Here is a 25,180-nt window from a genome sequence, read left to right on the forward strand (position 1 = left end):
TTAACACTCCAATGTAATTAGTTATTCCTCAGCCTTCATCCTCACTAATTTCTAGTAGTTTTTAAAAAAATGACACTTTTTTTCTGTTAAGTAAAAATTCTTTACAAGTAATAGTTGCAATCATGCCTAGCATTAGGTATAATGACAATTGTTGATTTATACGTTTTGCGTATAATAACTTATTAATCGGAGGTGAAATACATGCCAAACATTGAATCTGCAATTAAACGTGTTCGTACAAGCGAAGCTGCTAATGCTAAGAATTCATCTCAATTAAGCGCTATGCGTACTGCTGTCAAAAAATTTGAAAAAGCTGTTGAAGCTGGTGCTGATAACGTAGATGCTTTACACAAAGAAGCAATTAAAGCAATCGACATGGCTGAATCAAAAGGATTAATCCACAAAAACAAAGCTGGTCGTGATAAATCTCGTTTAAGCAAAAAATTAGCTAAATAATTAGCTTATCATTCATAAAAAATAGGGCTGACTTAGGGTCAGCCCTATTTTTTTAAACCTTCAGTATAAATAATTGAAACGCAAATTGCTTTTGCACCTTACCTGTTTTAATTTGATAATCTAATTCGACTAATTGGTTGTATAAATCAAATAAGCGCGTCGTTTCATACTTTCTCACATCTTGCATCGCTAATTTCACTCGATAGCTATGAATTTTTAATTGTTCAGCAATATTGGCTTGTTGATAACCTTTACTCATCAAAAATTTTGTTTGGATGAACAAGCGCAGTTGTCCAATCAAAATTGCAATCATTTTTATTGGCTCTTCTCCTTGTAAGCACAATTCATCAAATAATTGTAGCGCTTGGTTTTTTTTCCCTAGCAATACATTTTGCGTTAATTCAAAAATATTTTGTTCAAGTGTTTTAGGAATCAATTGATCGATAATTTCCGATGTCAGTGGCTGTTCATCAGTTAAATAAAGTCTCAATTTTTGTAATTCCTGCATCGCCTTAGTCAATTGGTAATCACATGCTTTTAAAAAATAAGCGAGTGTTTCTCGATTAAATTGCACCCCTTGATTTTCCAAATACTGCTGAACATACCTTGTCACCTCTTGTTCTGACAGTGGATGAACATCAATCAGCGTGCCAACTTTTTTTAACTGCTTACTTAACTTCTTTCGTTCATCAATCTTTTCATAATTAGCAAATATAACTAATATAGTTGAAGCAACGGGCTCTTTTAGATAATCGATTAGCTGATCAATATATTGTTGCTCCCAAGACTTTTTATCACTCGTTAAAAAATACGGTTGTTCCATAAATACTAGCCGATAATCCTCAAAAAATGGCATCGCCTGTAATTCTTCGTAGATAACCGGAAATTCAGTCTCTTCACAATCAAAATGGGCAAAATTCAAGCTATCCTTTGTAATCTTTAGACGTTCAAAGAAGGTCTGCTTGACTTGTTCTATTAAATAATATTCTTGACCATAAACAAAATAAATCGGTTGTAACGGGTCACTTTTAATCTGTTGTAAGCTTGTCTGAATACTCAAAAATCATCACCTATTTTTCTAAAATCACTACTCATTTTATCATAGTATCTACTAATTGAATAGAAAAGTCTGCCTAGTGAACGCTTCCTTGACACTTGCTTTAATCTCTTGACTAAACGACTACTCAAAACAAGTTAGTATCTTCAATCAGCTCCCAATTTTTCCAGCCAGGCATCACTAAAAGGCAGACTAACATATTGGACCATCCCTACCTGATCTGTTCTTCTAATTAATATCTGGCGTTGATTTAAACGGTTAATGACTTCTTGATTGGGATGATGATAACGATTGTTTTTGCCAACTGAAATCACGGCAATTTTGGGTTCAACCTGCTTTAAAAACGCAGTCGAAGTCGAGGTTTTACTACCATGATGACCAATTTTGACAATATCGGCTTTTAAATTAGGATATTGCTTGAGTAAAATTTGTTCTTGCTCAATAGGCAAATCACCCATAAAAAGAAAATTTTGTTGATGTAGCCGGGAAAAAAGAATTAATGAATCTTGATTTTCAGCTGCTTTAGCCTGTTTTGGAAATAAAACATGTAATTGGACCCTTTTTCCGATCCAATCATTTTGCTTAAGTGTTTGCACCCTTGTTCTTTTCGGAAGACGTTTTAGTAATAAACGTAAATTGTGACTTTTTTGCGCCTGTGTCCCTACATATAAATGCTTTACCTTAATCGACTGTAGTACAGTTAAAGCATCCCCCATATGATCTTGATCACCATGTGTCAAAATCAAGCCATCAATGTGTCTAATTCCCTCCCCTTTTAAATAGGCCAACAAGCTGTAACGAACATTGGCTTGGCTTTTACGTTGTCGCCATTTAGCTGTTTGAAAAGTCACTCTGCCACCGGTATCAATTACATAAACCTCCTGATTGAAGCTACTTTGAATGACTGTGCAATCCCCTTGGCCCACATCCACAAAGCTCACCTTAATTGGCAAGCTATAGAATAAATGAAATACTAAAGGCAGGCCTAAACAAATGACAAGCATCGGCAGATATTTTTTCTTGGTATAAGCAAATAAGCCTGTAATCATGCAAAAGACTGCTAGCCATAAAGGAAGCTGCCCCAAACAAATATTACTCCAGCTTAAATAAGCTAACCCTTTTTCAAAAAATAAGAGTATGTAAGTAAATATTGTCTCAAAAAAAGGAAAAAGCAATGGGAAAAAAGATAACCCAAATAAAAGCAAACAGCCTGGCAAAATCAGCCACTGAAAGATTAGCGTAAATAAAAAAGTTAGGATGCCGCCAAGGGTTGGCCATTCATAAAATATCGCCAAAATAAAGGGGGCCGTTAAAATGGTCAAATACTGCATATGCATGATTTCTTGCTTAATCGTCAATTGCTTCGGTATAAAAAGCAAATAAAAGGTCACTAATAAAGATAATTGGCCTGATAAAACAACAAAGCAATTTGGAAAAATGAGCAATAAAATAAGACAAACAAGGCTATATAAATCTAAACTGCTTAAAGAAAAATGTCTTACTGATAAACACATTTTTATAAAGTATAAAATCGCTGCTCGCCAAACACTAATTGAACCCCCAAATATAAAGATACCTACAAAAATACTGCTTAACATGGGTAAAAAACGTTGACGATAACTGAAGTGTAACCTCCTGAAGCAATATTCAATTAAGCCAAAGAAAAATAGGACGTGCGTTCCAGAAATACTAAAGAGATGTAAAATCCCTGTTGCTGAAAAAATTTGTTGTTCTTCTTGAAAATCATCATTGCGATAACCAAATAATAAGGCTAAAACATATTTTCTCGTTTGTTGATGAAAATATCGATTCACATGCTGTATGGCATTCGCTCGTAAACGATGGAGTAGTGAACCAATTGAATGATCTGAAAAAAACTGATACTGTTCAATTGCTAAAACACCTAGATAATCCTTCTCATCAAGATACTGGCGATAATCAAAGGCATGCTGATTACTAGCTGCCCTTAGATCAGTAAAATGGGCTTTAACAACCAAGCCAGTCAAATGAGGGGCTTGCTGTTGCCACCTGCTCTTTTCCTCAGCTGACTTTAATTGATATTGAACTTTAACCAAATGATGCTGCAGCTGCCCATCTGCACGAACCAAATTCCCATCGATAGTTAAGGTATCTGGGTAAATGACCAGTCTTGCTTGAAAGCTATCAGTTTGCCTAGCTTGAAATGATAAATCGTTAAAATAGAAACGGCCACATAAAAAAACCAAAAAAAAGCAACTCAAGGCCAATAAGCCTAATTTTTTTCTTAAAATAAAATAGAAAAGATAATAAAAAGCGAAAAGTAGTAAAAAATAGTGATGATAACAAAAGCCATAAAAGGTAAAAAGAATCAATAAAACGGCATAAAAAAGCTGATTTTTTAAAGTGAAATCAGCTTTTTGCCAGTTAAATTGCACTAGAAAGAAGTTTTTCAAAATATTTTTGATCTAACGAAACTTGTTCAATCTCCACGCCAATCTTTTTGATTAATTCCATGGCATAAACATCATTATGATAATCATGTAAATAATAGATCTTTTTAATTCCTGCTTGTAAAATTGCCTTTGTACAATGAATACATGGAAAATGAGTGACATAAATTTCAGCATCTTTCGTGGAAATGCCCAATTTTGCACACTGTAATAAAGCATTCATCTCCGCGTGAATGGTCCGAATACAATGACCATCCACAACATAACAGCCATGATCGATACAATGGTCATCTCCACTTACAGCACCATTATAACCACCAGCAATAATTCGGCGATCTTTAACTAAGGTTGCCCCGACTTCTAGTCGTGTACAGGTACTTCTCAATGAGAGTAAAACAGCTTGTGCCATAAAATATTGTGGCCAAGGAATTCTTTCTTTTGACATGATTAGCCCTCCTTACAATCTTAGTTATATTCTAATCAAGTTTCGTATTTTTTCAACTGTCTTTTCACCAAATCCTGGAACTTTATTTAAATCATCAATACTTTTAAACGAGCCATTTTCCTGGCGATATGCAATGATTGCTTGCGCTTTTTTCTCACCAATACCTGATAAGGTCTGTAATGTTGTCAAATCTGCTTCATTAATATTGACCAAATTTTGCTGTTGTTCACTCGTTGAACTAGTCGAAGTGACCAAATTAGTACGCTCATCCTGACTTGCTGTAGTTGCTTCTGGTGTTTGCTCGCCGATATGGACGATATATACCTTTTGTTGGTCTTGTAATTTGATTGCTTGGTTGATTTTGTCTCTAGCAGCCTCTTTGGTTAAACCACCTGCCTTTTCAATCAAATCAAACAACCTAGCATCATCGGCTAACTGATAAACACCAGGATGATTGATAGCACCACTAATATCTACATAAATCATCGATGAGTTGGTAGTCTTTTTTGTCGTCTGCTCTACCTTTTTTTCTGATGTTTGCGCCGTTTTTGGCACTTTTTGCGCCAATACATGATTGATATCATTTTGTTTCAGCCTATCTGCATGATAAAACCAAATCCCCCCTCCAATAAACAGCAACAAAAGCAAGCTGAAACCAAGCAAATATAATTTGACAAATGGTTGTTGCTTTAATTTATTCAAAAATTTTCCACTTAAACCACCTTCTTTTTTATCTCTTCGATACTTATATACGAAAAAAAACTAACAAGAATTTTTCATTCCTGTTAGTTTTTAAAATTATCGGTTAATCAACTTGTATTGATAGCTTTTTAAAAAACTTATCCATTTTGAATAAATTGGGTAATTTCAAACAAACTATTGACTTCGTGTTTGGCACGATCAATGGTAAATAAACGTTCATCATTATAAAAAATGGTACTTACTCCTGCACCAATCCCTGCATCGATATCCATTGGACGATCACCTATCATCACTGTTTCCGCACGATTTAATTGATATTTTTCAATCAGATAATTCAATGAAGTAGGATCAGGTTTTCGCGGAAATTGATTTTCCGGTCCGACAATTTCAACAAAATAATCCACCAAATCTGACGCAGTTAAAAGTGCTTGAGCCGAACGATTCTCACGATGGGTCAATAAAAAATGTTGACCTCCTAGCTGCTGAATCGTTTCTAATGTTTGCTTAGCATCATCATAAGCAAAAACCGGCATCGAATCATTTTTTTCGTAATTCTTATAAATTTGATCAAATTTAGCAAAATCCAATTGATATTTTTCAGCTAAATCTTTTGAAGAGGCCGTTTTTAACATTCGATAAATTTCCGCAGGTGAAATATCTACCTTAAAATCCTGCATCGTTTTTACATAAGCTTTTAACATTTTTGGATAGGTATTAAACAAAGTACCATCAAAATCCCAAATAAAGTTTTTATACATGAACAAAATCCTAACTAAACAATTAATTTTTAAATGAATGAATTGGTGCCGGAATTCTTCCCCCACGTTGGATGAAATCCACAGAGCCAGCAGTATTTACTTTCATAACCGGTGCACGGCCTAGTAACCCACCAAATTCAATCATATCTCCTACCTTTGCCTCTTTGGCTGGAATAATTCTGACAGCTGTTGTTTTATGATTAATCACACCTATTGCTGCCTCATCAGCAATCATCGCTGAAATACTTGCAGCAGGTGTATCTCCAGGAATCGCAATCATATCTAAACCAACAGAACAAATCGCCGTCATGGCTTCTAATTTTTCAATATTTAAAAAACCATTTTCAACTGCTGTAATCATGCCAGCATCTTCAGAAACCGGAATAAATGCACCAGATAATCCTCCAACGTGATTGCAGGCCATTACGCCCCCCTTTTTTACTGCATCGTTTAAAAGAGCTAAGGCTGCAGTAGTTCCATGTGTCCCTACTGATTCTAAGCCCATTTCTTCTAAGATGTGGGCCACACTATCACCAACAGCAGGTGTTGGCGCTAAGGATAAATCAACAATTCCAAACGGCACCCCTAGTCTCTCAGAAGCAACTCTCCCAACTAACTGTCCCATCCGTGTAATTTTGAAGGCCGTCTTCTTGACGGTTTCTGCCACCACATCAAACGGCTGTCCCTTTACTTTTTCTAAAGCACGTTTCACGACACCAGGTCCACTAACACCCACATTGATGACACAATCAGCTTCACCTACGCCATGAAAGGCCCCAGCCATAAATGGATTGTCCTCTACCGCATTGGCGAAAACGACTAACTTAGCGCAGCCCATATCAGAAGCTTGGGCGGTTTGCTTAATAATTTCACCCATTTGTTTGACTGCGTCCATATTAATCCCAGCTTTTGTAGAACCAATATTAACAGAAGAACAAACAAAATCAGTCTCAGCTAAAGCTTGGGGAATGGATTCAATCAAGGCATGATCGCCTGCTTGATAGCCTTTTTCCACTAAAGCACTATAGCCACCAATAAAGTTTACCCCTACTGTTTTCGCAGCACGATCAAGCGTTTTGGCAAATTTCACACACTCTTTTGCATTTGCATGACTAGCAGCCGCCACAATGCCAATTGGTGTTACTGAAATCCGTTTATTGATAATGGGAATACCATACTCCATTTCAATCGCTTCACCAACTGCTACTAAGTTTTTCGCCTTTTCAGTAATTTTATTATAGATTTTCTCACAAGCCTTATCTACATCAGCATCCATACAATCTAGTAACGAAATACCCATGGTAATTGTACGAATATCCAAGTTTTCTTCTTCCACCATCCGAATGGTTTCTAATATTTGATTGACTTCCATATGATCCTCCCAATTATAGCTTATGCATTGCATCAAAGATTTCCGCATTTTGAATACGAATATCCACACCTAATTCTTGAGAAACTTCATCTAATTCATTACGGATTAAAGCAAATTCAATCGTTTCTTTGGTTTCTAAAACCATCATCATTGTAAAGTATTCTTCTAAAATTGTTTGTGTAACATCGATAATATTAATTTCTAGATTGGCTAGTTTTTGACTAACTTTAGCAATGATGCCAACCTGATCTTTTCCAATTACAGTTAATATTGCTCGCATGTGTAACCCTCCTTTATTTTTTAATATTATATCACAGCTTAAAATATTCTGAAATATTTCATGTGAAATATCTATCTAAGGAAATTTTAGCGATTAATGACGAAAAAAACGAAAATTCTACAACATTCTATTTTGATTGATCGAAAAAAGACACCGTCTAAAAATAGACCGTGTCCTTAAAAATTATATTAATCTAAAATAGTTACTGTTACTGTACGTCTTCCCCATTGAATACATTGCTCATAAGTTGGAAAATGTACATCAATAATATTGCCCTTAATCGCACCACCTGTATCAGAGGCAATCGCTTCTCCATAGCCTTCTACATATAGACGGGTCCCTAATGGAATAACTGTCGGATCAACTGCTACTGCCATTGGATTTTCTAGTAAATTTTGACCAGTCGCAGTAATCGTTCCTCCACCTAGCGTATCTCGTGGATCTGAACTATAAGCCGTTGATTCCATTACCAAGGTCTTCCCACTAGGTGTCGCAGTGGTAGTTGTAGTCGCTTGACTTACCTCAGTTGCTTGGGCTTGTTGGGTAGTTTCAGACTGAGTGTTTGTGGTATCTTGTGTTTCATCATAAACAACTTTATTGTGACGAATTAACTTTACGCCACCTTTAGTCGCTTCTTCTTCAGTGATAATTTTTAATACTTGTCCATCATAAATCATATTTGGATTTGAAATTTGATTATCACGAACAATTTTATCGACAAATTGACTAGAGCCAAAATATTTTACAGCAATTCCAGATAAGGTATCAGTCGGTTGAACCACGTGTTCAATCTCTTGGGCATTCACCTGTACACTTCCAAAAGCCAAACCTACGAACGCCATGACACCAACTGCAAGTGTTTTGAATGTTTTCATAAATACGATATTCTCCTTTGAAATTCATCTTGTCGTCAACTGACGAAGAATATCATACCGAATTAATTCATTGCTTTGGTTGCTATTTTGTAACGAAATATTGCAAAATGATAAAAAGTTTGAACAAGAAAACGACATAAACGTTTAAAAACCACGCAGATTAGGCTCTTATTAACAAAAAATAGTGATATTTTGTAATATCAATTGATTAAAATTTTCCTAAAAATTTTCAGAAACAATTGTTTTTTTCGAAAAAAACAAGAATTATTACAGTCAATTAAAAATTATTACAAAAAAGAAAGCGAACCCATTAAGTATTTATTTCAAAATTTGCTGCTTACCATAGATTGATTGATTAAAATTAAAGAAATAAGCAAAGGCACAAACGATAAAAAAGCTAGGAAAATGTTCAAATCCAAATACTTCACAGCCAATTAAAATAGGCGCTAACAATGTATTGGTCGCACTGCCAAAGACTGCTGCATAGCCTAAGGCAGCAAATAGCGTTACCGGTAAGTGCAAGATATTAGCTAATACAACGCCCAATGTTGCTCCAATAGAAAATAAAGGAGTTACCTCGCCACCTTGGAAGCCCACAGCTAGCGTACAAACAGTAAAAATAAGCTTTAAAATGAAATCATAACTATAAATGTGTTGGCCGCTGAAGCTTGCTGTAATTAAGTTGGTACCTAACCCAGCATAACGCCCTTGATATAAAAGTAATAGCAATACACTTAAACCACAGGCGATAATAAATACTCGTCGATAGGGATTTTTAAACCACATTGCCATTTTGGATTTTAAAATAGAAAGACTCTTAGCAAAAAGGCTACCTACCACTCCAAAAATGATCCCTACAATGGCTAAAAGTAAAAAATGGAATAATGAAAAATCAAACGGTTCCGCTAAATAAACTTGGAATTTTTCCAAACCTAAAAAATGTGAAGTCGTACTTGCAACAAATGAAGCCACTAGTGCTGGGATTAAAGCTGGATAAATAAATTTACCAGCAATCATTACTTCCAACGCAAAGAAAGTCGCGGCAATCGGTGTTTGAAATAAACCAGCAAAACCAGCCGCCATTCCGATAACGATTAAAAGGGTTTGAAACTTCATCAAATTTAGCTTATTGCCTAAAGTATGGGCAACAGTCGCACCAATTTGTACAGCTACCCCTTCTCTACCAGCACTACCACCAAATAGATGGGTTAGCCATGTTCCCCCAATAATAAAGGGAATCAAGCGAAAGGGAATTACTTTATTTTCGCCCTGACCCACTTCAAAAATTAACCCCATCCCCTGACTACTGGTTTTTCCATATTTTTGATACATAAAGACAATAAATAAACCAACTAATGGTAAAAATGGAATCCATAAAAAAGGCGATAATGAGCGAATCTCTGTAATTTTTAGTAAAATCATTCCAAAATAGGCATCGACTACACCAACGATTAAACCAATCACAATCGCTAGGGCAATCAATAGTAAATATTCACCATAATAATCTTTTAGCTGCATCAATATTTTTTTCATCTTTAACCTCTTCCTTTAAAATTAATCAAACACATAAAAAAAGCTGATCACTCCATGACAAAAAAGCCATAGAAGTCATCAGCGTTTTACGCGGTTTTGGTTACCCAAGGGAGAACTTCATTCCCTGTTCGTATGTAAAATTACAACACAAATGATTATTTGTCAATAAAAAGTTGATTATTCGTGTAGCTCTAATGGTAAACCATCCGGATCGGCAAAAAATGTCATCTTTTTATTGGTAAATGCATCATAGCGAATCGGTTCACAAGTAATTCCTTTTTCCGCTAACTCAGCAACCACCTCTTCAATATTCTCAACAGCAAAAGCCAAATGTCTTAAGCCGCAAGCTTCTGGATAAGATGGACGTTTAGGTGCCGACTTAATCCCAAAAATTTCTAGCTCACAATCACCTAATTTTAAATCCAGCTTGTAATCATCGCGCTGTGCCCGATAATTTTCCCGGATAATTTCAAAGCCGAGTTTTTCGACATAAAAGTTTTTAGACTCTGTATAATTGGCGGTAATAATCGCTACATGATGGATTTTATTCAAATTCAAATTATATTCCTCACTTTTACTTTAATAATATGTCAATTTTTGCTTGATAATCTTGAATTGCTTTGATGGATTCATCCGCTTGTTCATTTAAAAAGTCCCGTTGCGTGGTGACTTGCTCTTGGGTATTTACATATTGTTTTAAAGCAGAAGGATATTCGTCATCTAATTGGACTAATTCCTCTTTAATTAAGTCTTTTAGCGCATGTAATCGCTTTTGTTCAGCAAACAAGTCAGCAAAGGAATGCGTATTTTGTTGCTCCACATTTTGATTGGAAACGACGGTGGCAATCATATTTAAAGTGAATACATCGCCTTGATGATAAGCAATCAGCGCGTTTTGATATAATTCTTGTACTTCACTAGCTAAATTAGGGAATAAATCGGGATGAATATGAAGGGAAATTTTACAATAAAGCTCATCCAAAGTAGAGACCTGCTCAACAAAATTTTCCAAACCATATTCCCGTTGAAAAACAATCGCTTGATTCAATCGTTTTAGCTTATGCAAGAGATAATCCTCTTGATATGCATAAGATTGGCTTAATTGCTCGTCAATTTTAGGCAAGCTGATCGGCTCACCATTAACTATTTGTTCTTGAATCAGCGTATATTTCTTGACAATCCGTTCTAATTGCATTGCTGCTTGAATCGCCCGATATTCAGCCGGTCCTAACTCAAGCGTATATCTAATCTCTAAAATCTTATTTTCTACATATAATTGATGATCACGTTTTAAAGATAAAGAGAGCACACAATCTTTTAAGCCTTTAATTGTTTGATTTAAATGCTCATGATTAGGCAAATAGGTGACATTTGCCTTTTTAGTGACACCGATTAGTGCATCTGTCTGGTCTTTCACCGGACCAAAAGCCAACAACTGCTCAATACCAAGCGTTTTTTGTAGAATATAGGTTAATGATTGACCACGATAATTCAGCTTACCGTCCAACAAACCAGTATAAACTTCGCTTTGCCCTTCATGCTTAAAGACTAACTGCCAGGTGGATTGCTTGCTTGAATAGCTTTGATTCCCTCGATACTCACTTAAAAGCTGCCTTATAATATAAAAAAACTGTTTACACTGTCTAAAATCAATCTTTTTATGGATCATCCGTGCTAAAGATTGATTATCAGCGGATGCAAGATCTACATAATACGCCTTAAAAAGAACGCTACCATCAGATTGAATCGTTAAATGCTGTTGAAATTCCTCGTTATTAACAGGTGGCTGAGTGCTTGTTGCTTTTGTTGAGATTAAAACCATTTCCTCCATCATTCTCACCTCCAGGGGAAATGACAAAAGGTACGACTAAAAATACAATCTACGGTCCTCTAACATAATTATAACACGTTTTACTATTGAAAAAAGAAATAAGTCGCAACATTTTAAATATTATAGGATGAACACTATTTTTATGATATGATGAGAGAAAAAAGAGGTGAAAAAAATAATGCAGGCTATAATCAAATTTGATCATTTATATATTGACGGTGGCTGTAATGCTTGTGGAGTAGTAAGATGTGAAAGCTATACCCTTTATTATTTAGACAAAGAAATTGGCTTTGGCTTTTTGGATTTAGAAAATTTAATCCCAGCAATCGTTCAAGCAAATGGTTGGCGTCAAAGCTACGAAGAAGTGGGCATTGGCGAGGAAATGGAAGGATTTAAAAAAGGAGAAACATTTATCCAAGCTGAATTAAACGGTCATCAAATGACTTATATCAATCATACTTCTGGCGAAAAAATAATGACAACTAACAGCTATAAAAACGATAACGCGCAACTTTTTGCAACAATCAATGAAATCTTAACTAAATTATTCGATATTGAGGCTATTGATTTTGTCATGGAAGAAATCGATGCCTAATTATCATTAACTATTAAACATTTAAAAGCCCTCGCAAATCAAGTTTGGAGGGCTTTTAAACATTTATTGACTTTTATACTATTCTTGTGCTGCAATGACAGCTTGTTTGTCAGTCAGTTGTTCACGATTTAATTCATTTAATCGACTACTTGTAACAATTCCCGCCACCATACTATCACTCACATTGACTAAGGTACGAGCCATATCGATTAATGGTTCAACAGAAATCACCAAACCAACAATAGCCACCGGGAAGTTTAAGGCACCCAATACGATTAAAGAAGCAAAGGTTGCTCCACCCCCTACACCAGCTACACCAAATGAACTAATGGTAACCACAGCCACTAATAATAATAGGTATTCGATACTATGCACATTAATTCCGACTGTTGGTGCTACAATGGTTGCTAACATAGCAGGATATACACCAGCACAACCATTTTGACCAATTGATAAACCAAAGCTAGCAGCAAAATTAGCCGTTGCTTCATCTACTCCTAAAGCTTTTGTCTGTGTTTCAATATTTAACGGTAATGTTCCTGCACTAGAACGAGAGGTAAAGGCAAAACTCAAGGCTGGTAAAGCTTTTTTAAAGTATACCAGTGGGTTGACACGAACAGCTAAAAGGTATAATGAATGAACAATCAACACCAATAACAAGGCACTGTATGAAGCCAAAATAAATTTACCTAAATTGATAATTGCTTCAAAGTCACTGGTTGCTAATACATTAATCATTAAAGCAAATACACCATATGGAGTGAGACGTAAAACCAACGTTACAATGCGCATGGTAATTTTATATAAGCTTTCCATTAAGTTAGCGAAGGTTTGCGCTTCTTTTGGTGCTTTTTTCTTCACGCCTAGGTAAGCAACCCCCACAAAGGCTGAAAATACAACTACACCAATGGTACTGGTTGCTCTAGTTCCTGCAAAATCAGCAAAAACATTTGTTGGGATAAAAGAAATAATTTGTTGAGGGATTGATAAATCCTTTACCTGTGTTTGACGTTGTGCTAGTTCGGCAATTCGCGCACTCTCAGCTGCTCCTTTGGTAAAAGTCGCCCCATCTAACTGGAAGACAAACACCATCAACGCACCGATTAAAGCCGCAATAGCAGTAGTGCTCAATAATACAAATAAAACATTGGCACTAATTTTACCAATTTTGTTGGATTCTTTCATTCGAATAAAGGCACCAACAATAGAAACAAAGACTAAAGGCATCACTAGCATTTGTAATAAATGGACATAACCAGTTCCAACGATTTGAATCCAAGCTAAAGCATTTGTTACGACTTTATCACTTGTACCAAAAATAAATTGTAAGACGCCGCCAAATACAACCCCAGCAAATAAACCAGAGAAAACGCGAGTCGAAAACTTCACATGACGTTTTTGTAATTGATAAAAGCCAAATAAGGCAATAGCAAAAATAATAACAATTAAAAGACTAATTAGATTTGTCAAAACATACAACTCCTTAAATTTGATTGACAAGTCTATCAACGGAAGTAAAGGTTCCACAGTGACCATTCTCCAACAGACACTCTAAATTTATTGCGCGCCATAAATTTAGTGACTCACCTAGTATAAAAACAACAGCTTGAAATGTAAATGAAAAGCCCTCTAGTTTGCGATAAAAATAATCTATCGCAAATTACAGGGCTTGTCTTAAGCTCTACTAAAAAATCAACTGCATTAAATACCACTGCACGTTTCCATGCGTTGAAGCTGAAATGCCTTGGTTCACAAACTGAAACTGTTCATAAAAAGGAATCAATTCCGCTTTGCAGGTCAAAACCACTCCCTTGCGACCTTGTGCTTTAGCTTGCTGAATAAACTCAGCTAATAATTGACTAGCAACTCCCTGATGACGAAATGCTGGATGCGTGTCTACACCAAAAATCATTTGCCACTCTCCATTTTCATCATGAAAGTGAGCTTGTGCGTAAAGATTATCAGTTAATTCAGACTGATGACAAACCATACCATTGACCATTCCAATAATTTGCTCCTGGTGTTCCATCAGTAAAAAATGATTAGCAAAATACGCTAATCGTTCAGCCAATGCTTGTTTACTTGCTGCCTCTTCTTTAGGAAAGCATAATTGTTCAAGCTGATAAATTTTTTCTATATCCTGTATGGTTGCTAAGCGTATGTTCATACTATATTTTCTCCCCGTTTTATACTAAATAATTCAAAAATAATTGAGCTAATCCTAAGAAAATAAAGAAACCACCCACATCCGTCATCGTTGTCAAAAAAATCGATGAAGCTAAGGCTGGATCAATATGCATTTTCTTCAATAACAATGGTATCGTAAAACCAAATACCCCGGCAATGACTAGATTACCTATCATTGCCAATAGAATAATCAATCCTAAAAAGACATTATGATAATGCCAATAAATAATGATCGCTGTAATCAAACCGGTAATTGCGCCATTGATGAAACCAAGGCTGAATTCTTTCATAATCAACCGCCAATCCTCTTTAAAAGAAACTTCGCCTAAAGCAATACTTCTAACCATTAATGATAGTGTCTGCGTACCCGCATTGCCCCCCATACCAGCAACAATTGACATAACAGAAGCTAAGGCTACAACCTTTTCTATTGTTCCTTCAAACAATCCTATCGTAAATGAAGCAAGAAAAGCAGTTGCTAAATTGATAATCAGCCAAGGAAGCCGCTTTTTTACAGAGTCTATTAAAGGTGCTTTTAACCGTTCTTCTTTATCCACCCCAGCTAAACCCAATAAATCCTCGGTTTGTTCATCAATAATGACATCAATAATATCATCAACAGTAATTATACCTAACAATAAATCGCGATGATTCACTACTGGAATAGCTAATAAATCATACTTTGAAACCAACAACGAAACTTGTTCTTGGTCTTCTTCTGGATAGACTTTTAATACATTAGGATTTTTAAAATCTTTTAAAAGTTTCTCTTCTTGGTGTGTAAACAAATCGCGTAAATTAACTGTTCCAACCAATTGCTTTTGATTATTTAAAAGATAGATGATGGTGATAATCTCCGTTTGCGGAGCAATTTCCTTAATTTTACTCAAAGCTTGTTGGACACATAAATTTTCATTTAAGGCAATATATTCTGTAGTCATCAACCCACCAGCAGAATCAATGGGATAGCCTAAAAGTTCTGTTAAGATGACACGATCATTTTCTTTCATTTTTTTCAATAAAGATTTTCTTAACGCAATAGGTAGCTCACCAAGCATATCTGCTATGTCATCTTTAGACATATAAGTAAAGACTTTTAAAAGTTTTTCTGTAGATAGTTGTTGAACTATCCTTAATTGTAAGGCTAAATCAGATTGTTCAATAATGATAGCTAGCTGTTCTAAGCTTAGCTGCTGGCAAAACAACAACAATTCTTCTGTGGCATATTGATCTAATAACTTTACCAAATCAACTGCATGAAAGGCTGAGAAATTTTTAGCTAGTTCTTGAGGTGATAAGTATGTTGATAATGTTTTCATCATGAATTCCTCCTAGTAAATCAGCTTTTTCATTACTGATTGGCTGTCTTTTCACTTTAAAAGACAGCACACAGCATACAAAAGCTGATTGAATGAATAATGTACTTTTTCTAGACTGCGAGTGACTCGGATCATTTGACATACTTACCACCTCCTTTAATAAAATATTCATTCTAAAATGTTTCTAGCTGTTTGAAAAAAATTTTCGTATCCATCCATTTTTCAAACGACGAGTAAGACTCAAATTTTCTCGTAGCTGGACAAGTCGTTAGACATCCTTAATAATCCGTGTTTTGTAAGTAGCTACTTCGGCAAATAAGCCCATCTGGCTAGAAAAATCTTTAAAATAGTGGATTTTCCTACCAGATGCGATCTTATTTGCTCGTAGCTGATCGACTTACAAAACATCCTTAATGCAAAAAACTCACCACAAGTGCGGTGAGTGAACGATTGAAAGTATTACGTCTATTACGTACCCGTTCAAGTTTTAACTCTATTAGGCGTGAAATTACATTAGATTAAGCCTTATTTTCGACAAAATCTGTTAACCAGTGCAAAATGTTTCCATTTTTTTACGGCAGTAATCCATATCCTAATAGTAGCCTCACCTACCGAGAATATCTATTTCATTGGGAGTATAGTCCTCTTAGAAAAAATTGTCAATTGTTTTTCAGAAAATTTTCGATATTTAATCGATATAGATACTGTTCACCTGCAATCCCTTGGAATCGCTGTTTTGTGTCTTCAAAGCCAGTATGTAAATACAGCTGTTGTGCAGCAATATTTCGATGATTAACAGCTAGATATACATCATTTGCTACTATCTGTTGAGCAGCCAGCCACTGATGCAATTGTTGCAATGCAAGCTTGGCGTAACCTCTCCTTAAAAACTTTTGATCAATTGAAAACGCACGTAATAAAAGTGTATTTTCGGCTAATTGGTAGGCTTCCTGTCCTTTTTGAGCATCTAATACGAAAAAGCCTACTACTTGTTGATTCACTTCAATGACAATTGGATAGGCCTGCTGCCAATCAAAATTTTCTAGTACTTCATTTGGATGTGCAGTATAGATTGGATTGATGATTTCATAATCAGAAAACAGCTGCTCAATCGCATCAGTTGGATATAGCCTTTTTAAATAAACCATTTTTTCACTCCTTATAAAAAAACTGTGATAAAAGGCAGCCCTACACTCCCATCTTATCACAGTTGCTATTTTTTAACGATCGTTGGTTAAGTTTAATTTATCTAATACATAAAAGACTAAGCCCATAATCATTCCAACAACACAGGCTAGAACCATCCCAGATAATTGAATCGTGCCAAAATTGACTTTAATACCAGAAAGACCGGTAACTAAAATTACTGAGGTCATCGCCATATTTCTTGAACGACCATAATCGACCTTGCCATCAACTAGAATCCGAATCCCAGAAGCACCAATCATCCCATATAATAGGAATGAAATACCACCAATAACTGGTCCCGGAATGGTACTAATCAAGGAAGTCATTTTGCCGATAAATGAGCTGATAATTGATAGTACAGCAGCACCACCGATTACGTAAACACTATAGACCTTAGTCATCGCCATCACACCGATATTTTCTCCATAGGTTGTCGTTGGGACAGATCCGATGAAACCTGAAATCATCGTTGAAAAGTTATCAGCAAACAAGGTCCGATGTAATCCCGGCTCTTTTAATAAATCACGCTCAACAATTTTACTTGTTACAATTTGATGACCAATGTGCTCAGAAGTAACCACCAGTAATACCGGTAAAATAGTAATAATTGCTTCTAATTTAAACTTTGGAAAAGCAAAATTAGGCAAAGCAAAGATGGACGCTTCTTGCACTGGAGTAAAATCAACAATTCCACACATAACAGCAACGAGATAACCTACAATAATTGCAATTAAAATTGGGATAACCGATAAAAACTTTCTAAAAATTACTGATCCAAAGACTGCAGTCAATAAGGTAGCTAAAAAGACCAACACATTGATACTACTTACTTTTTCAGCGGTTAAGCCAGCTGTAGAAGCTGCCGTACCAGCCAATTCCAAACCAATTAAAGCTACCACTGGCCCCATTGCAGCTGGTGGTAAAACAATATTAATCCAATCTGAACCAAATTTATAGATAATTAAGGCAATCAAACAGCCAACAAACCCGGCTGCTACGAAACCACCTAAGGCATAATGATAGCCCCACTTAGAAATGACGATACCGGCTGGCGCTAAAAACGCAAAGCTTGATCCCAAATAAGCTGGGGCTTTTCCTTTAGTAATTAAAATAAATAATAACGTACCCACACCATTCATAAATAATACTATGGCTGGATTAATCCCAAAAATAAATGGTACTAAGACGGATGCACCAAACATTGCAAACATATGCTGCAAACTTAAAGGTAACATCATTTTAAACGGTACTTTTTCTTCAACTTGAATTATTTTTCGTTCGCTCACAACATTTCCTCCTTATTTTTCAACCATCTAGTAAACTAAAATTTACTATCTTTGTTAGCATAGCATAAGCCAAAAACGAATGCCACCTAAAATATAAATAATTTTTATATTTTAGGATGAACATTCGTTTTTAAAACAGTTTACTAAAATATGCTTCAACTTACGATTGTTGAAAGCTCTGCCAGCGATACAAAATCATCTGCTCTATTAATTGCCAATCAAGCTCAGCAGATACGGGCAATTGGATTGCACCTTTACTATAGCGCCAATTTCGTTGCTCAAGCTCTTTTTGAAAATGTTGAATCGTCTCAGGTAAAGGATCAAAACCAATATGCTTCGTAAAATTACCTACATAGCAGACCGGTTTCTTTTGATATTTAATCGCTGGCATACCATAAGCAATTGTTAATACACATTCCTCTGTTGGAAAAATTTGAAAAACCAATTGAAGCATTTGTTCAATTATCGCTCTGCGTTCAACAGCTAAATCAGCCAAATAATGCTGGACTGCTAAAGGATATTCCATCGTCGCTTTTTCCTCATTTCTTTTAGAAATCGTAATTATTATTAGCATTAGCCTACTTAAAGTCGTCCACCGACCAAGCTACATTTGAATAATCTTCGTGGCTATTTTTTGTTGAAAAGCTTGATCATGCTCTACAAATAATAAAGTTGGTTGGAATTTCAAAATTAATTGTTCAATCTGAATACGTGAAATTAAATCAATATAATTTAACGGCTCATCCCAAATATATAAATGTGCTGGTTGACATAGACTAGCGGCAATCAATACTTTTTTCTTTTGACCGGCACTAAATGAGGCGACATCTTTGTCAAACTGCTCTCTTGCAAAGCCAAGCTTACGCAAAATAGCCAAGAATAGCACATAGTCGATGGCTTTATCTTCAGTGAACTTTTTCAATGAGCCAGCTAAAAATTCAGCATCCTGTGGCACATAGGAAATAATTAGCTGTGGACTTATTTTTAGTAAGCCTGTTGTGTTAACAGTGCTATCTTGTAAAATCGCCTTGAGTAAGGTTGACTTACCACTGCCATTTTTCCCAACAATCGCTACCCGTTCTTGATTTTGAATCGTAAAATTTAATGGATTTTGGTTAATTATTTTATCAGCATAAGACAACACAAGCTCTTGAGCTAAAACTTGATTGGCTTGCTTAAAGAAAAGTGGTTGGAGTTTCAAATTCTCTATCTCTTCTACATCAGTTAATAGCTGTTCTTTTTGATGAATCGCCTCTTGCATTCGTTTTTCGTGTGTCTTTGATTTTTTCATCATTTTAGCTGCTTTGTGACCGACATAGCCTTTATCAAGCTTGGTGCCTGAATTTGTTGTTCCGTTTTTACTTTTTTCTACTTGATTCGACCAGCTAGCAGTACGTTTGGCTGCTTCGTTTAGTCGCTTGACCTCTTTTTTTAGTTTTTCATTTTGAGCCAATTCAAATTGATCTTGCTGTTGCTTATTTAAATACCAAGATGAGAAATTGCCTTGTTGCAGCTCAATGCTCGCCTTATTCATCGCCAAAATATGATCCACACAGACATCAAGTAGCCTGCGATCATGAGAAATCAAAATAAAGCCTTGTTTTTTAGCTAAATAATCCGCAATCTTTTGTCTGGCTTCATCATCTAAATGATTGGTTGGCTCATCGATTAATAAAAAGGTATTTTCATTTAAAAATAATGCTGCCAAAAGCACCTTATTTTGCTCACCATCAGATAAGGTTGCAAACGGTAAATATAAGCGATCAATTTCGACATCTAATAAGTTCAATTCCTTCATAAATTCCCAATCCTCGGCATGTGGACAAGCCTCTTGCAAAACCTCTAAAGTCATTTTTTCTGGATTTGCCACAGGATAAGGAAAATAGCGAAACGCCACTTCATGGGTAATGCTTCCTTGATACTCATATTGTGCGAGCAATAATCGGAAAAAAGTTGTTTTTCCACGACCATTACGACCAATCAAGCCCAATTTCCAAGTACTGTCTATTTGTAACTGAACCCCATCAAAAATCGGTGTATAGCTTCCTGGATAACTAAAACTTAAATCTTTAATTTGAATTAACGACATAAAATATTCCTCCTTAAATTGAAAAATCAATATTAGTCGGAATATGAGGGCCTAATACTTATTCTATAGCTTTTGATGTGCCCTCCCGACTTTTCTATAGAGTAAGTCATGGGTGATTTCAGATTTATCCATTTTAAACACATCCTTTTCTTATAGCTTAATTATACTGAAAATTGTATTGAAAAACTAGCAGGCTGTTCAATCTAGCATAAAAGCTAGCGGATACTTGTTCAAAACATTTTACGGACGATGAATCAATAACCGCAAAGAATTAAGTAAGACAATCAATGTGCTGCCTTCATGAAGACTGACACTGGCAATGACCGTTAGATGGTTCGTAAAGGTTAAACCAACCAAAAGAATCACCACAGCAATCGCAAAAAATACATTTTGTTGAACAATTTTAGATAAATGCTTGGAAATTTTGATTGCATCGACAAGCTTAGTCAAATCATTTTTCATCATTACCGCATCAGCTGTCTCGATAGCAATATCACTACCTTGTTCCATAGCAAAACCGACATCTGCTAAAGCTAGCGCAGGTGCATCATTAATTCCATCGCCCACCATAGCAATGTTTGGATAATATTTTTTCAGTTCCTGAATATATTTGGCTTTTTCATCTGGTAAAACATTACTATACACCTTATCCATCCCTAGGCGTTTGGCAATCGCTTCACCAGTTATTTGACTATCCCCGGTTAGCATAATACTTTGGATTCCAAGTTTATTCAGTTGTTGTATACTAGTAGCAGCAGTCGCTTTGACTTGATCTTCAATTGCAAAATAACCACAAATTTCTTGGTCAATCACCACTAAAATCACCGTACGACCTTGTAACTGCTCTGTTTTAATCACCTGTTGCCAACGAGGCGAAACATTTGGAAAAAGACTGGCTTTACCAAGTTGAATCTTATGCTGGTCATAGGTTGCACTTAGCCCTTTGCCTACTTCATTGGTTACATGAACGGCTAATCGCTCATAACGTTTGGCAAGCTTTTCGACAATTGCCTGAGCTAGTGGATGACTTACTTGTGCTTCCATACTATAAATGATTTGTTCCAATTTTTCTGTAGCGAAAACGGTTGAAGCAAGCTGATAACAGACAACACTTGGTTGCCCCTGCGTTAACGTTCCTGTTTTATCAAAGGCAATTGCTGAGAGATCTTTTAGCAGATAAATATAGTTTCCACCTTTAAATAAGACCCCTTTCCTCGCCAAATTAGACATCGCACTCAGCGTGGCCGGAATGACTGAGACTGCTAAAGCACAAGGAGAGGCTGCCACTAAAAAAATCAAAGCCTGTTCAAAAATAGGACTATCCACTGAACGGAAAAATAGTTCACCTAAAATAAGAATCGCTAGAAAAACACCTAAGACGACATTGACATAAATGGGTTCATAGCGTTGAATTTTTGTCGCTAACGGTGGAACATTTTGTTGCGCTTGTTTAACAATTTGAACAATTTTAGCAAAAACTGTATCCTTGTATTCCTTGGTTGCAGTTATTTCAATCGTTTGACTTAGATTAAGCGTTGAACCAAAAACCACATCGCCAACTGTTTTTTCGACTGGCAACGCCTCACCTGTAATCGTTGCTTCATTCAAAGTAGTACTACCCTTAACAATCATTCCATCAATAGGAATTTGCATCCCATTTAATACTTGGATTTGATCCCCTTTTTTGACAGCATCAGCTGAGACTTCAATAATTTGCCCATCTGCTTGTATTTTACGAGCAATTTGTGGCTTAAGCGCTAATAAATCCTCAATCGCCTTTTTACTCTTATCGCTGACATAATCTTCTAAAAAGTGGACACCCGCAAAAATAAATATCAGCAAGGCCCCTTCTTTAATATCTCCCAGATAAATCGCGCCTAATGCAGCAATAAACATTAAAATATGTGCATTTGCCCGTAAAGCATGCGCCTTTTTACTTTCCTCTATGGTTGCTACTACACCTTCAAATAATACATGAAAGCCTGACAGCCCCATCGCCACTAAAAAAATAGCTGACTGCCAAACACTTTTTTCCAATAATAGACCTATAATAAACAAACCTAAGCCGACTAGATATAAGCTAGCTGGCAAAAGGCCATGTTCATGATGATGATGGCCATGATGAAGCTCATTGTGCGAATGAACATGAGCAGTCGTTGCCGCATTTGTATGAAAAACTTTCTTCTGATTAGTATGCATTTTTCTCACCTTTTTCTGATTCTCTTTGCTATAATCAATTATAAACTATACCTTTAAGGGAGACTCAAGATGAATTCGCAAAAAAATCAATTATTTACCATCCACCAATTAAGCAAATTAACCGGCGTACCGATTAAAGCCCTACGTTACTATGAAAAAATTCAAATTCTACAGCCCATTTATATCAATCCTGAAAATAATTATCGCTACTATGGTTATGCCCAAGTGACCTATGTCAATATCATTAAATTATGTGTTAATTACCATATTCCTTTAAAAAGTATCCACCAATATTTACTCACTCCCAATAAAATCGATATGCAACAAATTTTAAGTCTAATGCAGCAAACCATTGAACAACAAAAGAAACAATTGGCGCATGACGAGGCTTTTATTAATAATTTAAACAACCAATTAGACATAGCCAAGACGATTCATCAGGATCAACAAATCACGCTTCAAAAACAGCATACTGATTATTTAATGCAGCCGTTTACTGGCGAATTATTGTCTGCGGAATATTATTTAGGCATTCAAGAAATGTTTAAGCAAATTCAAAGTCGCAATATTCAATATTATAATCGCATGGGTTGTTACTTTTATTATGAACACCAGGAGCTTAAAAAGGCGCTGGTTTTACAAATCGAAGCCCATACTTTAAATACTCAGGATTTACCTATCTTACATTTGGAAAATTATCAAGTAACTATTCGGCATATCCATAAAAATGATTGTCCACAACTACTAGGGCTAGAACAAATTGATAGTCAACAATTTTTAGTCTTAGAAACCTTTGAAACGCCCTATGATATGAATAATCCGCATTTAGAGTTACAAATGATTCAAAAAAATTAGAGTAGGTTGAGTAATTCACTCAACCTACTCTATGTCTCAAATAATAAGCAAGTAATACTTGTAAAATAAGCATTAACGGTACACCAAATTTAAAATACCATTTTTTGGTTTTATGGTGAAAGCAATACATAGACAGCCAACCACCTAAAGCACCACCAAACAAGCACACGAATAATAGCGTGGCTTCTTTAATCCGCCATTGATGTTTTTTAGCGCGTCTTTTGTCAAGGTAAAACAAACTAAAGCTCAAGAGATTCATACCGAATAAATAAATGAAAATGAACATAACACCGATTCCTTTATGAAGATTATTTTGGATTTTCTGCTGCCAAATCCGTGATTGTATCAATTTTCGACAACTTACGCATAAAAGATAATAAAATTGGCACAGCCACTGCTGCTGCTAAAAAGTAAGCAATTGGTTGAGCAATTTCAATTCCAGTCAATCCGAAAAGCTTGGGGAACAATACAATTAATGGAATGAAAAATAATCCATTTTGGGCACAGGCCAAAAAAGTAGCTCGCCCACTATTGCCTGTACTTTGAAACGTCATATTGGCAATAGACGCAGTTGGCAGGAAGATTAAGGCGACACAACCATAGCGTAAAGCATGTGTACCTATTTCAACAATGAAGGCATCATGCCGGAAAAGATGAATCATTTCCGGAGCAAAAATAAAGGCTAAGAAGCTAAGTATGGTTAAGACCAAAGTGGAAAAAATCCAAGTAAATTGAATGCCTCTTTTTACCCGATCATAACGCTTGGCCCCATAGTTAAATGAAGAAACGGGTTGGAACCCTTGACCAATTCCCACACAAATAGAAAACAATAAATTCATACACTTGCTCACAATACTCATCGCAGCAATTGCCGGATCACCAAAAGGAGCTGCTTGTACGTTAAGTAGTAGGTTGGAAACACTATTGAAGCCTTGACGAGTCAAGCTAGGAAAACCATTTGTAATGATATTTCTTATCAGCGAAGGCTGCAGGCGAACATATTTCAGCATAAGCCGACTTTGCGGTTTTCCCGAACGAAACATAGCATATAAAATCGCCATACTTATGTATTGTGAAATGGCAGTTGAAAGTCCTGCCCCAGTAATTCCCATATGTAAACCAAAAATAAATAGTGGGTCTAAAAACATATTTAAAATCCCACCAGTTGCTAAACCAACCATTGCTAACTTAGCAAGCCCTTCATATCTTAAAATATTATTCATCACACAACTCGTCGTAAAAGCTGGACCAGCAAGTAAAATATAAAAGCCATAGTCGGCAGCATAAGGCAAAATCGTTTCAGTACTTCCTAATAAACGCATCAAAGTCGGCAAAAAAGCTAAACCCACAATCATAATAAAAAGACCCACGACAAAAGCCAACGTAAAGGCAGTGGAACTATATTCACGTGCTTTTTCAACCTGCTTGGCACCAAGCAAACGGCTAATCCAGCTCCCCGAACCATGGCCAAACATAAAACCAAATGCTTGTAAAATCGCCATTAGACTAAACAAAATTCCTACAGCGCCACTCGCTTGAACCCCAATTTTCGATACAAAAAAAGTATCTGCTACATTATAAATCGTTGTAATTAACATACTGATAATCGTCGGCACGCACAAGGACAAAATTAACTGTTCGACTGGCTTTTCCGTCATTTTCCGGTAGTGCTGTTGATTTTTTAATGCATTTTGCTGAACTTTTTCTTTCATACACATCGTCTC

The 25,180-nt window shown here is 35.9% G+C and carries 24 protein-coding genes and 2 riboswitches; of the genes, 3 read left to right on the forward strand and 21 right to left on the reverse strand.

Annotated elements, in window-relative coordinates; all coding sequences use genetic code 11:
- Window positions 1-201 precede the first annotated feature (201 nt).
- Window positions 202-456, forward strand: a complete 255-nt coding sequence (gene rpsT / locus RK02_RS03290) for a 30S ribosomal protein S20 (protein WP_016182825.1) — start codon at window positions 202-204, stop codon at window positions 454-456.
- Window positions 457-508: 52 nt separating this feature from the next.
- Here the strand turns inward: rpsT and holA are convergent, their stop codons facing one another.
- The 11 genes from holA to RK02_RS03345 all read right to left on the reverse strand — a co-directional run bounded on the left by holA (window position 509) and on the right by RK02_RS03345 (window position 11,741).
- Window positions 509-1,516, reverse strand: a complete 1,008-nt coding sequence (gene holA / locus RK02_RS03295) for a DNA polymerase III subunit delta (protein WP_016182826.1) — start codon at window positions 1,514-1,516, stop codon at window positions 509-511.
- Between the two features lie 143 nt (window positions 1,517-1,659).
- Entirely contained in the window at window positions 1,660-3,738 is a 2,079-nt protein-coding gene (locus tag RK02_RS03300) for a DNA internalization-related competence protein ComEC/Rec2 (RefSeq protein WP_245555656.1), read from the reverse strand.
- A gap of 178 nt (window positions 3,739-3,916) precedes the next feature.
- Window positions 3,917-4,387 carry a ComE operon protein 2 gene (locus RK02_RS03305; RefSeq protein ID WP_016182828.1) on the reverse strand — a complete coding sequence of 157 codons (471 nt, stop codon included), beginning with the start codon at window positions 4,385-4,387 and terminating at the stop codon, window positions 3,917-3,919.
- Window positions 4,388-4,411: 24 nt separating this feature from the next.
- Window positions 4,412-5,089, reverse strand: coding sequence for a helix-hairpin-helix domain-containing protein (locus tag RK02_RS03310; protein ID WP_016182829.1), 678 nt, complete (start codon window positions 5,087-5,089; stop codon window positions 4,412-4,414).
- Between the two features lie 137 nt (window positions 5,090-5,226).
- A complete protein-coding gene (locus RK02_RS03315) occupies window positions 5,227-5,847 on the reverse strand; it encodes an HAD-IA family hydrolase (RefSeq protein WP_016182830.1) in 621 nt (206 codons plus the stop codon).
- 22 nt (window positions 5,848-5,869) lie between these two features.
- On the reverse strand, window positions 5,870-7,219 hold the full coding sequence (locus tag RK02_RS03320) for a PFL family protein (protein ID WP_016182831.1): 1,350 nt from the start codon (window positions 7,217-7,219) through the stop codon (window positions 5,870-5,872).
- 13 nt (window positions 7,220-7,232) lie between these two features.
- The gene (locus RK02_RS03325) at window positions 7,233-7,499 is read right to left on the reverse strand and encodes an ACT domain-containing protein (RefSeq protein ID WP_016182832.1); all 267 of its coding nucleotides are present in this window, start codon (window positions 7,497-7,499) and stop codon (window positions 7,233-7,235) included.
- A 188-nt stretch (window positions 7,500-7,687) separates the two neighbouring features.
- Complete coding sequence (locus tag RK02_RS03330; protein WP_016182833.1) at window positions 7,688-8,374, reverse strand: 3D domain-containing protein; 687 nt, start codon at window positions 8,372-8,374, stop codon at window positions 7,688-7,690.
- 318 nt (window positions 8,375-8,692) lie between these two features.
- Window positions 8,693-9,907, reverse strand: a complete 1,215-nt coding sequence (locus tag RK02_RS03335) for a chloride channel protein (protein WP_016182834.1) — start codon at window positions 9,905-9,907, stop codon at window positions 8,693-8,695.
- Window positions 9,908-9,969: 62 nt separating this feature from the next.
- A riboswitch (Fluoride riboswitch) is annotated at window positions 9,970-10,041 on the reverse strand.
- A 43-nt stretch (window positions 10,042-10,084) separates the two neighbouring features.
- On the reverse strand, window positions 10,085-10,465 hold the full coding sequence (gene gloA2 / locus RK02_RS03340; RefSeq protein WP_016182835.1) for an SMU1112c/YaeR family gloxylase I-like metalloprotein: 381 nt from the start codon (window positions 10,463-10,465) through the stop codon (window positions 10,085-10,087).
- Between the two features lie 16 nt (window positions 10,466-10,481).
- Complete coding sequence (locus RK02_RS03345) at window positions 10,482-11,741, reverse strand: hypothetical protein (RefSeq protein ID WP_016182836.1); 1,260 nt, start codon at window positions 11,739-11,741, stop codon at window positions 10,482-10,484.
- Window positions 11,742-11,916: 175 nt separating this feature from the next.
- On the opposite strand from RK02_RS03345, the gene RK02_RS03350 reads away from it, so the two are divergent.
- Window positions 11,917-12,333 carry a DUF4809 family protein gene (locus RK02_RS03350; RefSeq protein ID WP_016182837.1) on the forward strand — a complete coding sequence of 139 codons (417 nt, stop codon included), beginning with the start codon at window positions 11,917-11,919 and terminating at the stop codon, window positions 12,331-12,333.
- Window positions 12,334-12,411: 78 nt separating this feature from the next.
- Here the strand turns inward: RK02_RS03350 and RK02_RS03355 are convergent, their stop codons facing one another.
- From RK02_RS03355 to RK02_RS03390, 8 genes are all read right to left on the reverse strand, one after another.
- The gene (locus RK02_RS03355) at window positions 12,412-13,803 is read right to left on the reverse strand and encodes an L-cystine transporter (protein WP_016182838.1); all 1,392 of its coding nucleotides are present in this window, start codon (window positions 13,801-13,803) and stop codon (window positions 12,412-12,414) included.
- Window positions 13,804-14,017: 214 nt separating this feature from the next.
- Window positions 14,018-14,500, reverse strand: a complete 483-nt coding sequence (locus tag RK02_RS03360) for a GNAT family N-acetyltransferase (RefSeq protein WP_016182839.1) — start codon at window positions 14,498-14,500, stop codon at window positions 14,018-14,020.
- Window positions 14,501-14,519: 19 nt separating this feature from the next.
- Window positions 14,520-15,842 carry a magnesium transporter gene (mgtE, locus tag RK02_RS03365; RefSeq protein WP_016182840.1) on the reverse strand — a complete coding sequence of 441 codons (1,323 nt, stop codon included), beginning with the start codon at window positions 15,840-15,842 and terminating at the stop codon, window positions 14,520-14,522.
- Window positions 15,843-16,307: 465 nt separating this feature from the next.
- Window positions 16,308-16,462, reverse strand: a riboswitch (M-box (ykoK) riboswitch).
- 36 nt (window positions 16,463-16,498) lie between these two features.
- The gene (locus tag RK02_RS03370) at window positions 16,499-16,987 is read right to left on the reverse strand and encodes a GNAT family N-acetyltransferase (protein WP_016182842.1); all 489 of its coding nucleotides are present in this window, start codon (window positions 16,985-16,987) and stop codon (window positions 16,499-16,501) included.
- 72 nt (window positions 16,988-17,059) lie between these two features.
- A complete protein-coding gene (gene uraA / locus RK02_RS03375; RefSeq protein ID WP_016182843.1) occupies window positions 17,060-18,313 on the reverse strand; it encodes a uracil permease in 1,254 nt (417 codons plus the stop codon).
- 160 nt (window positions 18,314-18,473) lie between these two features.
- A complete protein-coding gene (locus RK02_RS03380) occupies window positions 18,474-18,887 on the reverse strand; it encodes an iron chaperone (protein ID WP_245555654.1) in 414 nt (137 codons plus the stop codon).
- Window positions 18,888-18,917: 30 nt separating this feature from the next.
- Window positions 18,918-20,402: a ribosomal protection-like ABC-F family protein gene (gene abc-f / locus RK02_RS03385; RefSeq protein WP_016182845.1), complete on the reverse strand. Its 1,485-nt coding sequence runs from the start codon at window positions 20,400-20,402 to the stop codon at window positions 18,918-18,920.
- 240 nt (window positions 20,403-20,642) lie between these two features.
- Window positions 20,643-22,601: a heavy metal translocating P-type ATPase gene (locus tag RK02_RS03390; RefSeq protein WP_016182846.1), complete on the reverse strand. Its 1,959-nt coding sequence runs from the start codon at window positions 22,599-22,601 to the stop codon at window positions 20,643-20,645.
- Window positions 22,602-22,670: 69 nt separating this feature from the next.
- Between RK02_RS03390 and RK02_RS03395 the strand changes: the two genes are divergently transcribed.
- Entirely contained in the window at window positions 22,671-23,456 is a 786-nt protein-coding gene (locus RK02_RS03395; RefSeq protein ID WP_016182847.1) for a MerR family transcriptional regulator, read from the forward strand.
- Between the two features lie 19 nt (window positions 23,457-23,475).
- Here the strand turns inward: RK02_RS03395 and RK02_RS03400 are convergent, their stop codons facing one another.
- Entirely contained in the window at window positions 23,476-23,742 is a 267-nt protein-coding gene (locus tag RK02_RS03400) for a DUF1294 domain-containing protein (RefSeq protein ID WP_016182848.1), read from the reverse strand.
- Between the two features lie 22 nt (window positions 23,743-23,764).
- On the reverse strand, window positions 23,765-25,168 hold the full coding sequence (locus tag RK02_RS03405; protein ID WP_016182849.1) for an MATE family efflux transporter: 1,404 nt from the start codon (window positions 25,166-25,168) through the stop codon (window positions 23,765-23,767).
- Between the last annotated feature and the right edge of the window lie 12 nt (window positions 25,169-25,180).

It is taken from the genome of Enterococcus columbae DSM 7374 = ATCC 51263, from assembly GCF_000406925.1.
GTDB lineage: Bacteria > Bacillota > Bacilli > Lactobacillales > Enterococcaceae > Enterococcus_E > Enterococcus_E columbae.

Excerpts from the sequence above, each read along its gene's own strand:
- rpsT (WP_016182825.1), top strand. The coding sequence starts at position 202 with ATGCCAAACATTGAATCTGCAATTAAACGTGTTCGTACAAGCGAAGCT.
- RK02_RS03305 (WP_016182828.1), bottom strand. The coding sequence starts at position 4,387 with ATGTCAAAAGAAAGAATTCCTTGGCCACAATATTTTATGGCACAAGCT.
- RK02_RS03315 (WP_016182830.1), bottom strand. The coding sequence starts at position 5,847 with ATGTATAAAAACTTTATTTGGGATTTTGATGGTACTTTGTTTAATACC.
- RK02_RS03320 (WP_016182831.1), bottom strand. The coding sequence starts at position 7,219 with ATGGAAGTCAATCAAATATTAGAAACCATTCGGATGGTGGAAGAAGAA.
- RK02_RS03325 (WP_016182832.1), bottom strand. The coding sequence starts at position 7,499 with ATGCGAGCAATATTAACTGTAATTGGAAAAGATCAGGTTGGCATCATT.
- RK02_RS03330 (WP_016182833.1), bottom strand. The coding sequence starts at position 8,374 with ATGAAAACATTCAAAACACTTGCAGTTGGTGTCATGGCGTTCGTAGGT.
- RK02_RS03335 (WP_016182834.1), bottom strand. The coding sequence starts at position 9,907 with ATGAAAAAAATATTGATGCAGCTAAAAGATTATTATGGTGAATATTTA.
- RK02_RS03345 (WP_016182836.1), bottom strand. The coding sequence starts at position 11,741 with ATGATGGAGGAAATGGTTTTAATCTCAACAAAAGCAACAAGCACTCAG.
- RK02_RS03350 (WP_016182837.1), top strand. The coding sequence starts at position 11,917 with ATGCAGGCTATAATCAAATTTGATCATTTATATATTGACGGTGGCTGT.
- RK02_RS03360 (WP_016182839.1), bottom strand. The coding sequence starts at position 14,500 with ATGAACATACGCTTAGCAACCATACAGGATATAGAAAAAATTTATCAG.
- mgtE (WP_016182840.1), bottom strand. The coding sequence starts at position 15,842 with ATGATGAAAACATTATCAACATACTTATCACCTCAAGAACTAGCTAAA.
- RK02_RS03370 (WP_016182842.1), bottom strand. The coding sequence starts at position 16,987 with ATGGTTTATTTAAAAAGGCTATATCCAACTGATGCGATTGAGCAGCTG.
- RK02_RS03380 (WP_245555654.1), bottom strand. The coding sequence starts at position 18,887 with ATGCTAATAATAATTACGATTTCTAAAAGAAATGAGGAAAAAGCGACG.
- abc-f (WP_016182845.1), bottom strand. The coding sequence starts at position 20,402 with ATGTCGTTAATTCAAATTAAAGATTTAAGTTTTAGTTATCCAGGAAGC.
- RK02_RS03390 (WP_016182846.1), bottom strand. The coding sequence starts at position 22,601 with ATGCATACTAATCAGAAGAAAGTTTTTCATACAAATGCGGCAACGACT.
- RK02_RS03395 (WP_016182847.1), top strand. The coding sequence starts at position 22,671 with ATGAATTCGCAAAAAAATCAATTATTTACCATCCACCAATTAAGCAAA.
- RK02_RS03400 (WP_016182848.1), bottom strand. The coding sequence starts at position 23,742 with ATGTTCATTTTCATTTATTTATTCGGTATGAATCTCTTGAGCTTTAGT.
- RK02_RS03405 (WP_016182849.1), bottom strand. The coding sequence starts at position 25,168 with ATGAAAGAAAAAGTTCAGCAAAATGCATTAAAAAATCAACAGCACTAC.